This is a genomic window from Vibrio sp. 10N (assembly GCF_036245475.1).
In the GTDB taxonomy this organism is placed as follows: Bacteria; Pseudomonadota; Gammaproteobacteria; order Enterobacterales; family Vibrionaceae; genus Vibrio.
Window position 1 is genome coordinate 1,705,213 of the sequence record NZ_BTPM01000001.1, and the last position, 12,406, is coordinate 1,717,618.

General features: G+C 43.7%; 10 protein-coding genes and 1 pseudogene. 8 read left to right on the forward strand and 3 right to left on the reverse strand.

Annotated features, from left to right (window positions below; translation table 11 throughout):
- Positions 1 to 538 precede the first annotated feature (538 nt).
- From rlmKL to rmf, 5 genes are all read left to right on the forward strand, one after another.
- A complete protein-coding gene (rlmKL, locus tag AAA946_RS07960; protein ID WP_338165801.1) occupies positions 539 to 2,662 on the forward strand; it encodes a bifunctional 23S rRNA (guanine(2069)-N(7))-methyltransferase RlmK/23S rRNA (guanine(2445)-N(2))-methyltransferase RlmL in 2,124 nt (707 codons plus the stop codon).
- An 8-nt stretch (positions 2,663 to 2,670) separates the two neighbouring features.
- The gene (locus AAA946_RS07965; protein ID WP_338164375.1) at positions 2,671 to 2,922 is read left to right on the forward strand and encodes a glutaredoxin family protein; all 252 of its coding nucleotides are present in this window, start codon (positions 2,671 to 2,673) and stop codon (positions 2,920 to 2,922) included.
- Positions 2,900 to 4,822: an ABC transporter ATP-binding protein gene (locus tag AAA946_RS07970; protein ID WP_338164376.1), complete on the forward strand. Its 1,923-nt coding sequence runs from the start codon at positions 2,900 to 2,902 to the stop codon at positions 4,820 to 4,822. The genes AAA946_RS07965 and AAA946_RS07970 overlap by 23 nt, the downstream gene beginning before the upstream one ends.
- Before the next feature lie 5 nt (positions 4,823 to 4,827).
- Complete coding sequence (locus AAA946_RS07975; RefSeq protein ID WP_338164377.1) at positions 4,828 to 6,933, forward strand: DUF3466 family protein; 2,106 nt, start codon at positions 4,828 to 4,830, stop codon at positions 6,931 to 6,933.
- A gap of 164 nt (positions 6,934 to 7,097) precedes the next feature.
- Positions 7,098 to 7,271, forward strand: coding sequence for a ribosome modulation factor (rmf, locus tag AAA946_RS07980; RefSeq protein ID WP_042475718.1), 174 nt, complete (start codon positions 7,098 to 7,100; stop codon positions 7,269 to 7,271).
- 126 nt (positions 7,272 to 7,397) lie between these two features.
- Here rmf and fabA read toward each other — a convergent pair whose 3' ends face one another.
- Positions 7,398 to 7,916, reverse strand: a complete 519-nt coding sequence (gene fabA / locus AAA946_RS07985; RefSeq protein ID WP_338164378.1) for a bifunctional 3-hydroxydecanoyl-ACP dehydratase/trans-2-decenoyl-ACP isomerase — start codon at positions 7,914 to 7,916, stop codon at positions 7,398 to 7,400.
- A 70-nt stretch (positions 7,917 to 7,986) separates the two neighbouring features.
- Positions 7,987 to 9,624, reverse strand: coding sequence for a Lon protease family protein (locus tag AAA946_RS07990; protein ID WP_338165802.1), 1,638 nt, complete (start codon positions 9,622 to 9,624; stop codon positions 7,987 to 7,989).
- Positions 9,625 to 9,794: 170 nt separating this feature from the next.
- On the opposite strand from AAA946_RS07990, the gene matP reads away from it, so the two are divergent.
- Entirely contained in the window at positions 9,795 to 10,253 is a 459-nt protein-coding gene (matP, locus tag AAA946_RS07995) for a macrodomain Ter protein MatP (protein WP_338164379.1), read from the forward strand.
- A gap of 5 nt (positions 10,254 to 10,258) precedes the next feature.
- A complete protein-coding gene (locus AAA946_RS08000; RefSeq protein ID WP_338164380.1) occupies positions 10,259 to 10,570 on the forward strand; it encodes a DUF3634 family protein in 312 nt (103 codons plus the stop codon).
- A gap of 78 nt (positions 10,571 to 10,648) precedes the next feature.
- Here the strand turns inward: AAA946_RS08000 and AAA946_RS08005 are convergent, their stop codons facing one another.
- Positions 10,649 to 10,900 (reverse strand): hypothetical protein, encoded by a 252-nt coding sequence (locus tag AAA946_RS08005; protein ID WP_338164381.1) that lies wholly within the window; start codon positions 10,898 to 10,900, stop codon positions 10,649 to 10,651.
- 1,309 nt (positions 10,901 to 12,209) lie between these two features.
- Here AAA946_RS08005 and AAA946_RS24135 point away from each other — a divergent pair.
- A pseudogene (locus tag AAA946_RS24135) lies at positions 12,210 to 12,326 on the forward strand (DUF3693 domain-containing protein); the annotation flags it as partial.
- Positions 12,327 to 12,406: the final 80 nt, after the last annotated feature.

Consider the following 12,406-nt stretch of genomic DNA (forward strand, 5'->3'; position numbering starts at 1 on the left):
GAAAAAGCAGTGGCAGCTTAAACAATAACAATATGTGTTTCCTTCATTTCTCGTAGAATTTATCGGCCTTATTGGCCGATTTTTTTTGTCCTTCGTTCGCTAAAACTCCCTCTACAAACTCCAAACCTTCTCGTTTTTACCAGGCTAAGCGGCGACTTTTTGCCGTTCCAACTTTGTTGCAGCGCAAATAATTGCATTTTTTACATCCCAGAAGTGACGTTTTTATTTCCCTAAATAGGGTGCTTTTGCGCCATGAATTCCCCGTTTAAGTGAGTTTTGTAACTAAATTACAGCTCAATGCGCACCTTGGTCTATACCAAAATTACAGAGAATAAGTATTCACTATCGTTCAAAGGCTTGATCTAGCGTTGTTTTAATTAGTCATTGCTAATTTTAGTGTTGGAATAGTGTTAGGTGCTTTCAGCGGTTAAAGCTTGTGCGAACAAACGGATTGAGACTCCGTTAGTGAAGGTTTATTTAGTGACAGACGGGAATGTCAGGTATAATCAACACCATTTTTCACAGCCAGATGAACACTATGAACCAATATCTTGCCGTCACTTCTAACGGACTTGAAAACCTTCTCGCTCAAGAGCTTGAGCAAATGGGCTTAACTTCTGTAAAGCCTGTTCAAGCAGGGGTGAAATTTAAAGCGACGAATGAGCAGATTTATCGCGCTTGTTTGTGGAGTCGTTACGCTTCGCGCTTTGTTAAAGTACTGTCGGAATTTACTTGCCAAGATGATATGGACCTTTATCTGGCTGCATCGTCCATTAACTGGGTAAATCATTTCCACAGCTCGAAGAAGTTTATTGTTGACTTCAATGGTACTAACCGCGAGATCCGTAATAGCCAATACGGCGCTATGAAGGTGAAGGATGCGGTGGTCGACTGCTTTAATAAGAAGAACTTACCAAGACCTAATATCAGTAAAGACCGCGCTGATGTACGTGTGCACGTACGTTTGCATCGCGATAAAGCATTGATTGGTCTTGATATGGTCGGTTCAGGCCTACATCAGCGTGGCTATCGTACAGAGTCTGGTCGTGCGCCACTTCGTGAAACATTGGCCGCCGCTATTGTTGCTAGAAGTGGGTGGGAGCAAGGAAAGAACATGCTCGATCCTATGTGTGGCTCGGGTACGTTACTGATTGAAACTGCGATGCTTGCAGCAAACATGGCACCAGGTGTGAAACGAAAGACTTGGTGTTTTGAAGCGCTCGAAGACTTTGAGCCTGAAGTGTGGGCCGAAGTGAAATCTGAGGCGAATGTACAAGCTCGTCGCGGTGTCAAAAAGACTGACAGCAGATTTTGGGGCTTTGATAACGACCCTAAGGTTCTTCGTACAGCAAAAGAAAATGCTAAGCGTGCTGGCGTTGATGATTTGATTACGTTTGAACTTGGTGATGCCAGCAAAGTCACTAAGCCAGCTGAGTTTGGTGAAGGAGTGATTGTTTGTAACCCGCCATATGGTGAGCGTTTAGGTACTGAGCCTGGCTTGATTGCTCTGTATACTGAGTTTGGTAATCAACTTAAAACTGAGTTTGGAGGATGTCAGGCTTCGATTTTCTCAAGTTCAGATGATTTGCTAAGTTGCTTACGTATGCGTGCTGACAAGCAATTTAAGTTGAATAATGGTGCGTTACAGTGTCACCAGAAAAATTATTCGATTTCAGCACGTAGTGCGGAACAAATTGCTGGGAACAATGATCTTCAGGTGATTGCACCAGACTTCTCAAACCGTTTGAAGAAGAACATGGCAAAAATTGGCAAGTGGGCCAAGAAAGAAGGTTTGGACTGCTACCGTATTTACGACGCTGATTTGCCAGAATACAACGTTGCCGTTGATGTCTATCAAGACTCATTGGTTATTCAAGAATATGCAGCGCCTAAAAGTATTCCTGAAGAAACGGCAAAGCGTCGCCTAACCGATATTATCCGCGCTTCGATTAAAGTGACCGGTGTTGATACCAATAACGTTGTCTTGAAAGTACGCGAGAAGAAGAAAGGTAGCTCTCAGTACAACAAACTTGCTCAAAAGTCGGCAACAATGCAGGTTCATGAGTACGGCGCTCAGTTGATCGTAAACTTGCACGATTATCTAGACACCGGTTTGTTCTTAGACCATAAAATCACTCGTCGTAAACTGGGCGAAATGGCGCAGGGTAAAGATTTCTTGAACCTATTCGCCTACACAGGTTCTGCAACGGTGCATGCTGCGCTTGGTGGAGCCAAGTCCACGACCACGGTTGATATGTCTAATACCTACTTAGAGTGGGCAAAAGAGAACATGAAACTGAATGGTCAAGTGGGCCGTCAGCATCAATACATTCAAGCGGATTGTCTACAATGGCTTGCGAAAGCAAATGGCAGCTACGATCTTATCTTTATTGATCCACCTACGTTCTCAAACTCAAAGAGAATGGAGCAGTCATTTGACGTTCAACGTGACCACGTCACATTAATGCGTGATTTGAAGCGTCTCCTAAGTGCAGAAGGCACCATCGTATTCTCGAACAATAAACGTCATTTCAAGATGGATTTGGATGCGTTGGAAGAGATTGGCTTAACCGCGAAAAACATTTCTGACAAGACCTTGCCGCTCGACTTTGCTCGTAACAAGCATATTCATAACTGCTGGGTTATCTCTCACAAAAATTAAAACGGATCATGACAAAGGAACTGACATTATACAGCACTGAAGGTTGCCATCTCTGTGAGATGGCCCTTGAGCTAATCAAACAAGTAGGGCTTGGAGAGCAGGTAGAGATTGTCGACATAGCGTTCGATGACGGACTCTTCTCTCGTTACGGCGTCACTATTCCAGTGGTCAAAGTGAATGAATCTGAGATCAATTGGCCCTTCGATATCTTACAACTTCAACAATGGTTAACAGTCAATGGCATTACTTACCATCCATAATGGACAACTTGCATTTGGTGATCATCCGCTTCTAGATAAAACTGACTTTGCGCTACAAGAGAACGAGCGTGTGTGTTTGGTTGGCCGAAATGGTGCCGGTAAGTCGACGTTAATGAAAGTATTAGCAGGCGACATCATTATGGATGATGGCAAGCTGCAAATTACTCAAGATGTAGTTGTATCACGCTTAGAGCAAGATCCACCGAGAGACCAAGCCGGTACCGTGGCGGATTATGTTGCAGAAGGTTTAGCGGAAACTGGTGAGCAGTTAAAGCAATACCATGCTTTATTAGAGCTGGTGGCGCAAGATCCGAGTGAATCAAACATCAACCGTCTAGCAAAGATCCAAGAAAACCTTGAGGTGTCTGGTGCGTGGCGTTTTGAGGACCGTATTAAGAACATACTTGGCGCGTTGAAGTTAGATGGCGCGACGCTATTGAGTGACTTGTCTGGCGGCTGGCAAAGGAAAGCAGCATTGGCACGAGCTTTGGTTTGTGATCCTGATGTGCTACTGCTTGACGAGCCAACCAACCACCTAGATGTTACAACGATTGAGTGGCTCGAGACGTTCTTAAAAGATTTCCGTGGTTCAATCATCTTTATTTCCCACGACCGTGCCTTTATTCGTTCGATGGCAACACGCATTGTTGATCTTGACCGTGGCCAGCTTGTTTCTTTCCCGGGAGATTACGAAAAGTATCTCGTTGAAAAAGAAGAAGCGCTTCGTGTTGAGGAAATGCAAAACGCTGAGTTTGATAAAAAGCTCGCGCAAGAAGAAGTTTGGATTAGACAAGGCATCAAAGCTCGTAGAACGCGTAATGAAGGACGTGTTCGAGCGCTGAAAAAGTTGCGAGAAGAACGCAAAGGTCGCCGAGATGTGCAGGGCAAGGTTAACCTTAAGCTCGACGACACCGCCCGCTCAGGCAAGATTGTGTTTGAAGCAAACGATCTGAATTATCAGATTGAAGGCAAAACTATTATCAACAACTTTTCGTTCAACATTCAACGTGGTGATCGCATTGCGCTTATCGGACCCAATGGTTGTGGCAAGAGTACGCTGATTAAACTTTTGCTCGATCAATTGACCCCAACATCAGGAAAGCTCAAATGCGGTACTAAACTTGAAGTGGCGTATTTCGATCAATACCGTGAGGCGTTGGATCCTGAAAAGAGTGTTATCGATAACCTTGCCGACGGTAAGCAAGAAGTGATGGTAGGCGGTCGTGAACGCCATGCACTAAGCTACTTACAAGACTTCTTGTTTGCACCTAAGCGCGCACGAACGCCGGTAAAAGCACTATCGGGTGGTGAAAAGAACCGCTTGCTGTTGGCTCGTATCTTCCTTAAGGCTAACAATTTACTGGTACTCGATGAGCCAACCAACGATCTAGACATTGAAACACTAGAACTGTTGGAAGAACTACTGGCGAATTATCAAGGGACTCTTCTATTAGTGAGTCACGACCGTCAGTTTGTTGATAATACTGTGACCGCTAGCTGGATTTTTGAAGGAAATGGGGTTATCGAAGAGTTCGTTGGTGGTTATCATGATGCTCAACAGCAGAGACAGCAAGTGCTGGATGCACGAAAAGCCTACGAACCGGCAAAAGAGAATAAAAAACAGCCAGTTGAACAAGATAATAAGACCAAGGCAGTGAACTCTAAACCTAAGAAGCTGTCCTATAAGCTACAAAGGGAATTAGAAGCGCTACCAGGTCTGTTAGAACAACTGGAGCAAGAGATTGAACAGCTACAGGAAACGGTGAATGACCCAGCGTTTTTCGCCAAGCCTGTGGAAGAAACACAACCTATTTTAGATAGTCTATCTGCAAAAGAGCAGGAGCTAGACGTTGCTTTTGAGCGATGGGAAGAGCTCGAAGCAATGCAACAGGAAAGTTAGTTTTGATGAGTCGTAAAAATTTTAAGTTTTCATTGATTGCAGCAAGTGTACTTGCTGCAACATCGAGCCACGCTGCTTTGTATAAAGTGGTCGAGGTGGACCCTACGGGTAGCATTAAATCAACAGGTGTTTTTGTAGAAAATAGTAGTGGTGTGATCACCGAGTTCTATGGCAGCGCGATTGAAAAGGCGGATGCCACGAACCCGCTAGGCTGTTTTGCCGAAGGGGCAACATGTAGCGAATACCGTTTGTTTGGTGATTCACGAAATGGCTCAGAAGGGCATTCGTATCGTCAAGAGATCCCATTTAACTACGATTCCTCATTTTTCTATACCGATTGGAATCGTAACCGCGATTATTGCCGATCTGAGTTAGGTTATCAGACTTGCGATCCAGGCTGGACTGATAAAATGTGGTACAGCTTTAGCGATGTTGGTGGTTTGCTACGTGAGCGTGATGCGTTTTACAATTCCTCGCAAAGAGGCTGGAACAACATTGCGGGTGAAGACAATTACTTCTCCAATGCTCATGGCTTTAGTGAAACTACGCCAGCGTCTAACCCGGACCAAGCATCCGCTGCAACACGAATGGGCGTAACGCCATCTTCGGACTATAAACCGGGTGGTGTGGCGACACCAGATACCAATTCAGAAAACGTCGTGATCAATAGCCTAACCTCTGATCAAGGTATGGCTATTGGTAATACTAGTTCTGGCTACTATCGCATTAATGCGTCTGGTGATGGTGCGAAAGGAAACTTGGCGACGGCATATCGTCATCGTGGTTTTGTACAAAATGGCGACACTACGGAAATGTTGCTGCCATTCTTAGTCGAGTCACCAAACAGCGATCAACGAATTACCAACCAAATGGGTCGTACTATGGGTTGGAGCAGTTTCAAGTATGGTGGCAAAGAGTACATCGTAGGCAGTGCTGCTGTGGCTCCTTTTGACTACAACGACGACAATAAGAACTGGAATGGTGACCTGAACAACTGCTTGATTGAAGATCCTGCATCTCGTGCTGATTGCCAGAACTTTGCTTTTGCTACTAAAACAGCGGTCTGGGATTCAACCAATTTTGCAGCGGGCGCTTCAATTGTGTCTGATTGGCAAAATGGTGTACCAACTAACAACGATAGAAAAGCATCACAAGGTAGTGCTCGCGGAGCCGTGATTGCTGCTCAAACTAACGCTTCGGATAACCCACGTAACGGTAAACCTTTTCTTGTTGGTCTAAATACACAGGGTGATGGTTCAAACAGTTTCCTACAAGCAACAGTATTCGTTCCATCTACTACATTTGATCCAAACTCAATTGACACTGCCCGTCAATGGTCACCAGTAACAGTAGAAAACGCGCGAATTAAGTCTGGTGATGACTTTATTTACAGCAATACATACGCTACTGACATCAACAAAAACCTTGTATTCTTAGGGGCGTCAAAGCGACGTGGTGATAAGCGTGAAAACGGCGCGGCAGCAAACCGTATGTTCTTGGGTCAAGTGACGCTAAATAATGATGCGAATGGTAGCTATTCGACACCTACTGCGCGCTACTTTGACGAGCTAAATGGTAACAGCGGCATCTTCTTCCGTGGTGTGGGTGGTGAGCCTGGCGCAATCAACAACTTCAACGAAATTGTTGGTGCCGTTGATGCTGAGCAATCTACAGAGTATTTTGGTAAAAAACGTCGCCAGCGCGGCTTTATTTATCCTTACGATACAACAGGCACTGATGCCGAGCGTTTGGCTATTTTCCAAGGAAAACCTTGGTTACTGGATGATTTAACCAACGGCGGTACTTATAACTCGCAAAACAACCAATACCGTATTGTTGATGCTGCTGACATTAACGACGATGGTGTGATTGCAGCAACTGCGCTCAAATGTGACGGCGGTTATGACACGACAGGTCACAACTCGTACTGTGGTAATGGCCAAAAGAAAGAGAAGGTCGTTGCAGTTAAGTTGATCCCGATCGCAAACGAAGCAGATCGTTCAATTCAAACACGTGGCATTGAAGCGCCACCTGTTAAGCGTAGTGGTGGTAGCCTTGGTTGGATGGCGTTGATTATTCTTGGATTCTTCGGGTTACGCCGTAACAAGTAGTCACAAGTGACAAAAATCCCAGCTTCACAATAGTGGAACTGGGATTTTTTGTGTCTTGAGATCGAGCCAAAAATGAGCAATTATTAAAGAGGAGTCACAAAAGCTCCATAAATCTTTAATGATAGAAAGTCGGGAAACCGATTTTGTATAGCGAGGACCGTACTATGAAGAGACAAAAGCGTGATCGTCTAGAGCGAGCTCAATCACAGGGTTACAAAGCTGGATTGAATGGGCGATCGATGGAAGCCTGTCCCTATCAACAAATGGATGCAAAGTCGTATTGGCTTGGCGGTTGGCGTGACGCGAGAGATGATAAACAATCAGGACTCTTCAAGTAGTCGGGAGCGAAATTGAAGTAACAAAAGGCCTCAAATGAGGCCTTTATAATAGGCATCTAGTGCACTATAACTAAATGTTCTTGGCAAAAATAAACGACTCTAGAGAGTCGCTTATTTAGAACTAATTTAGAAAGCAGAAGTGTCTTTAAACAAACCTACTTTAAGATCTTTTGCTACATAGATTTCTTTGCCATCAACCAGCACACGGCCATCAGCGATACCCATAACCAGCTTGCGGTTCACAACACGTTTCATGTGCAGTTCGTAGGTAACTTTCTTAGCAGTAGGCAGTACTTGCCCAGTAAACTTCAGCTCACCAACACCCAGCGCACGACCTTTACCTTCGCCACCAATCCAGCCAAGGTAGAAGCCAACAAGCTGCCACATTGCATCTAAGCCAAGACAACCTGGCATTACTGGGTCACCAATAAAGTGGCAGTCGAAGAACCATAGATCAGGAGTAATATCCAGTTCAGCAACGATCAAACCTTTGCCAAAGTCACCTTCAGTTTCGGACATTTTTGCTACGCGGTCCATCATCAGCATGTTAGGTGCTGGAAGTTGAGGGTAGCCCTCGCCAAATAGTTCTCCGCGGCTAGAGGCTAGAAGGTCTTCACGGCTATAAGATTCACGTCTGTTTTGCATTATTTATTACTCCAAATTTGCGTTAGGCCATCTTAGTGAACAGGTGTACGCTAGACAAGTCCGACCACGACTAGACAAACCAGTTTTTAATCCTTGTCACAAATGACTCTGGCATTTCATGTTTTTCAAAGTTTTCAATACGTTCTGCTATCTTGCCAATCACGCTATCTTCGGTGTCACTTTTGAATGGTTGACCCAATAAAAGTGGAATCACTTCGTCTACGTGAGTCACAGACCAAATGTGAAATTCTTCATTTTTGATGCTTTCGACGAGCTCTTTATTCAGAGCTAGGTGCTGAACATTAGTTTTAGGCAAAATGACACCTTGCTTGCCTGTTAAGCCTTGGTGTTTACATACGTTATAGAAGCCTTCCACTTTCTCATTTAAACCACCTACAGCTTGAACACGACCAAATTGGTCGACAGCTCCAGTAACCGCGATTTGTTGATCAATTGGATAGCCAGATAACGCACTAACTAAAGAACATAACTCTGCTAATGAAGCACTGTCTCCGTCGACTTCACAATAAGACTGCTCAAACACAATAGAAGCGGAATATGGCAGCGGGGCATCTAGGTCGAGCTCTGAAGAGACAAATGCCTGCATGATCATCATGCCTTTGGCGTGAATGTTGCCACCAAGGTCAACTTTTCGCTCGACATCAGAAACATCGCCATCACCAAAGTGTACAACGCACGAAATACGAGCCGGTTCACCATAGCTGATAGGGTGACCGGGAATATCGATGACCGTTAAGCCATTTACTTGGCCAACTTGCTTACCTTGAGTTTCAATGACGACTTGCCCTTCAAGAATGTCATCAATTGCGCGCTCCGGAAGGTATGACTCTCTATTACGCTTCGCTTCAATTGCAGCGTCGATATGCTCTGAAGATATCACCTCATTGTTACTATAAGATGATGCTTCGCATAGTAGGGCTTTGTGCCAATCAACAGAAAGCGGCCAATATTGTTTGTCTTCAGTTTCTCTTGCGCCAGCTTGAAGCAGTTTTAGATAACCAGAGCGATCGAGTTGTTTACCAGAAATATGCTCTAATACCATCAAATTAACAAAGGATAGGTATTGCTGGGCAGTCGCTGGCGTGACTTTCAAGTCACTTTCGATTTCAGTGTACTGCATGAAACCAGAGCGGAAGTCACCATCGATAAAATCTAAGTCCGATAATTGCTCGCGATCGCCAAGGACGACAAGTTTGAAATCGGATGAATAAGTTGGAGGTGCTAGTGATGAGCTCTTACTATCGAGCGCTACGCTGTCTAGTTTTGCTCCCTGCAGCAACGCTTTTAAATTGGTCCAAACGCCAAGACTTGCTAGTGCTGTTTGCGTCGATGATACCAAAACGCCACCGTTAGCCTCTGAGGCTAAACCCTGTGCGGTGTGGGTCTCGTTGTCTGCGACCTGATAACGATCGAACAGGAGGCTCGGATTTACATCCGTACTGACAACGGCTTTGTGTCCCAATGTTTCGATATACTCGCTGACTAGGCGTCGATGAAACAAGTTGTCGCCATCTTTGATGATCAACACTTTTGAAGGACAAGCATCAGAGACAAAAAAGGACAGAGCGGCTTTTAGTCGTGGCTGCAATTCAATGGCGCCCATTGGAGCGAAAGAGGATGCGTTGTCGAGAAGATCAGCGAAATCGTTATAAAGGGGGCAGACTTGTTGCCAAGGGACTTGATTCATTGCGTCGTACTTAAGTTTAATTTGCACGAAGTATACATTGAAACGCGTCCCAACGTTAGCTTTTCAATCGTTCAGATAGCGAGCAGAATCTCATTAACTGACCATTGTTATTGAGAAGTTTGGTAACTTGGGTTACGCTGTCACTGTAAACAGAGTAGGGATGCAAACCAATGAAATACCAACAACTTGAAAACTTAGAATGTGGTTGGAAGTGGCAGTATTTAACAAAAAAGTGGCGTGAAGGTGAGAATATCACTCGCTACGTAGATACCAGTGAGATCGAACATGCGGTTTCAAAGCTGAAGCAGCTAGAGCATGAACCTACTCTGGTTATCGAATGGATCGACGAACACATGTCTGTGGAACTCGATAACAAGCTAAAGCAAGCTATCCGTGCCAAACGTAAACGTCATTACAATGCTGAGCAAGTTCACACCAAAAAGAAGTCGATTGACTTAGATTTCCGAGTTTGGGAGAAATTATCTCACCGTGCCAACGACCTCGGCTGTACGCTGTCTGAAGCGATTGAGTATCTGTTGAGCGAGGCCTCTCGAAGCGAGAAAGCAACACAAACGGTAAGCAGCTTAAAAGAAGACTTGAGTAAGTTATTAGGTGACGAAGGGAGGTAGTCGCTATGTTGTATGTCATATTGCTTGGGGCGGTGGTGATATTCTGGCTTGTCGCGATTGACCGGCCGTCTTTGGTCGTGAAAATGGAAGCAGGCGAAATCACCAAGACCAAAGGCCATTTACCACCAACGTTTAAACATAATCTCAAAGAGATTGTCGAGCGTGACAAAACCACAGGCGAGCTGAAGGTATACCAAACTCGAAGTGGTATGAAACTTAAATTTAGCAAGACAATATCGAAGAACATACAACAAAGAATACGAAACATTTTTCCTCATCAAAGCTTCAAGTCGAAAGGCAAAAAGAAAAGTCGCTAGATTAACAAAAAGGGCAGCAACGCCCTTTTTTGATACCCATCTAATGCACTATAACTAAATTGGTTTAATACAGCTCTATTATGCTTTTGCAGCGATCTCACGTTCGTCCCATATCTTCATTAGGGTTCTACGCGATTCAGAGTCAAGCATCTGGATACGTCGACAGGTCCAATTCTCCGCAATGTAGTCTGCCATCTCTAGTGACACAGGGTTGTTATCTGTTAAGTAAGTCTCTAGAGCAGATTCAGCTTCAATAAGAGATAAGCCTTCTACGTCCCATTTCTGAATACGAGCGTAGCTATTTTTAAACCATTCAATTGGAAGTGACATAGAAATCTCCTTTTCTATTATCTAACTATTATTTAAGACCGTATGTCTTTTCGTTGAATCTAGAATTGAATATCTGAACGGTTTTGTAAAGGGCGTTGTGAAATAAACTTAATAAAAATTTCTAAATCTAATTTAGAGTTTTTCTGGTGAATATTATCGGCATTATAAATTTGTTATGGTAATGATTTTGTCTATCATAACTTTGTGTCATATGTGCGTGCCTTATGGTTGATAACACTAGGTAGGCAAAGGGTTTGTGTTGTTAGTTTCTAATATTCATCGCGATTTATTGTCGGGGGTTAGAGGTGTCGTCTGGTAAATATATATAATACAAAGCTAAAGGCTTTAATTCATAAGTATCTGTTTACTTATGCCATAGCTAGATATTGAAGCACCTAGGAATAGAGGTGATTTATGCCAGGGTGTTTTGACTGCATTGATATTACCATTGACTGCGCGGCTTAATGGGTGGTGCGTTATTTATCTTGGTGATGTGTTTGGCATTTATTGGTCTGGGTTATTTCTGAATCAATAGTGCAAATCCATCCAAATTGTTTGCTTAACGTTAGTTTATGAAAGGCTGTTAATCTAGTCGTGGTTATTATATGTATGTGTTGGAGCGTTGAGTTATATCTAAGTGGTCAATATGAGTACAGATAAGCAAATAAGTAGGATAGGGTGTAACACCATTCAAACCATCGCTGAGTATGCGCATTACTTTCTGGGTGGTATACATACCTTGAGCGCTGTTCTATGTCGGTCTTTTGCTGACTGCCGTTTAAATGCAAAGACGAATGATTTTGTTTGGATTTAGCTGTTTTTCTGATGTTCATCGAAGGACCATCGTTTGTTATTGATTCTTGTTAAGTGAAGAACTGAACATAGTGGCTTGCGCTGCGAATTCTATAGATAGATTTAACCAGACACGCTCAGCTTTGGAGGTTATCGCGAGTAGCCCTTAAGCATGTTCTGCAAGTGTTTTCAAACCTGTTGGTTTTTATGGAGTTTAAACAGAGCAATTTGTTCCAGTAACACGCATGGCTGATCAAATTGTTTTTGTAGGTGCAGCGATACATTTGATTCAATCATCTTTGGCAGGATAATTTGATCGGCTCAGCAGATGTTTATGGAGGGTTGTACGGATAGAGATACGATTAATCTGAATTCTGTTTTCAAAAGATAGTCGTATGTGCTTTAAATCATAGTCGTGCGTCAGTCATAGGTTGCCCACGAGTAAAGTGTGACAGTCTATGAGCGTATAGATAAAAACTAACACGGCAAGTACTGGAAATTACAAACGGTCGAAGGCCAACAGGCTTGGGCGAACATAGCAAAAAAGTTTGAGAGCCTTGGAATTTCTAGGATTTTCATGGCGTTAGAAAGCTTTGGCTTGGTCGGATTTGGCTCTGGAGAATCCATATCGTAGTGCGTATTATCTATCTTATGTTAAATAAGATATGCGTGAGCTTGAAATCTTTTAAGTAAAGCCACTATCCCTTCATCAAA

Excerpts from the sequence above, each read along its gene's own strand:
- rlmKL (WP_338165801.1), top strand. The coding sequence starts at position 539 with ATGAACCAATATCTTGCCGTCACTTCTAACGGACTTGAAAACCTTCTC.
- AAA946_RS07965 (WP_338164375.1), top strand. The coding sequence starts at position 2,671 with ATGACAAAGGAACTGACATTATACAGCACTGAAGGTTGCCATCTCTGT.
- AAA946_RS07970 (WP_338164376.1), top strand. The coding sequence starts at position 2,900 with ATGGCATTACTTACCATCCATAATGGACAACTTGCATTTGGTGATCAT.
- AAA946_RS07975 (WP_338164377.1), top strand. The coding sequence starts at position 4,828 with ATGAGTCGTAAAAATTTTAAGTTTTCATTGATTGCAGCAAGTGTACTT.
- rmf (WP_042475718.1), top strand. The coding sequence starts at position 7,098 with ATGAAGAGACAAAAGCGTGATCGTCTAGAGCGAGCTCAATCACAGGGT.
- fabA (WP_338164378.1), bottom strand. The coding sequence starts at position 7,916 with ATGCAAAACAGACGTGAATCTTATAGCCGTGAAGACCTTCTAGCCTCT.
- AAA946_RS07990 (WP_338165802.1), bottom strand. The coding sequence starts at position 9,624 with ATGAATCAAGTCCCTTGGCAACAAGTCTGCCCCCTTTATAACGATTTC.
- matP (WP_338164379.1), top strand. The coding sequence starts at position 9,795 with ATGAAATACCAACAACTTGAAAACTTAGAATGTGGTTGGAAGTGGCAG.
- AAA946_RS08000 (WP_338164380.1), top strand. The coding sequence starts at position 10,259 with ATGTTGTATGTCATATTGCTTGGGGCGGTGGTGATATTCTGGCTTGTC.
- AAA946_RS08005 (WP_338164381.1), bottom strand. The coding sequence starts at position 10,900 with ATGTCACTTCCAATTGAATGGTTTAAAAATAGCTACGCTCGTATTCAG.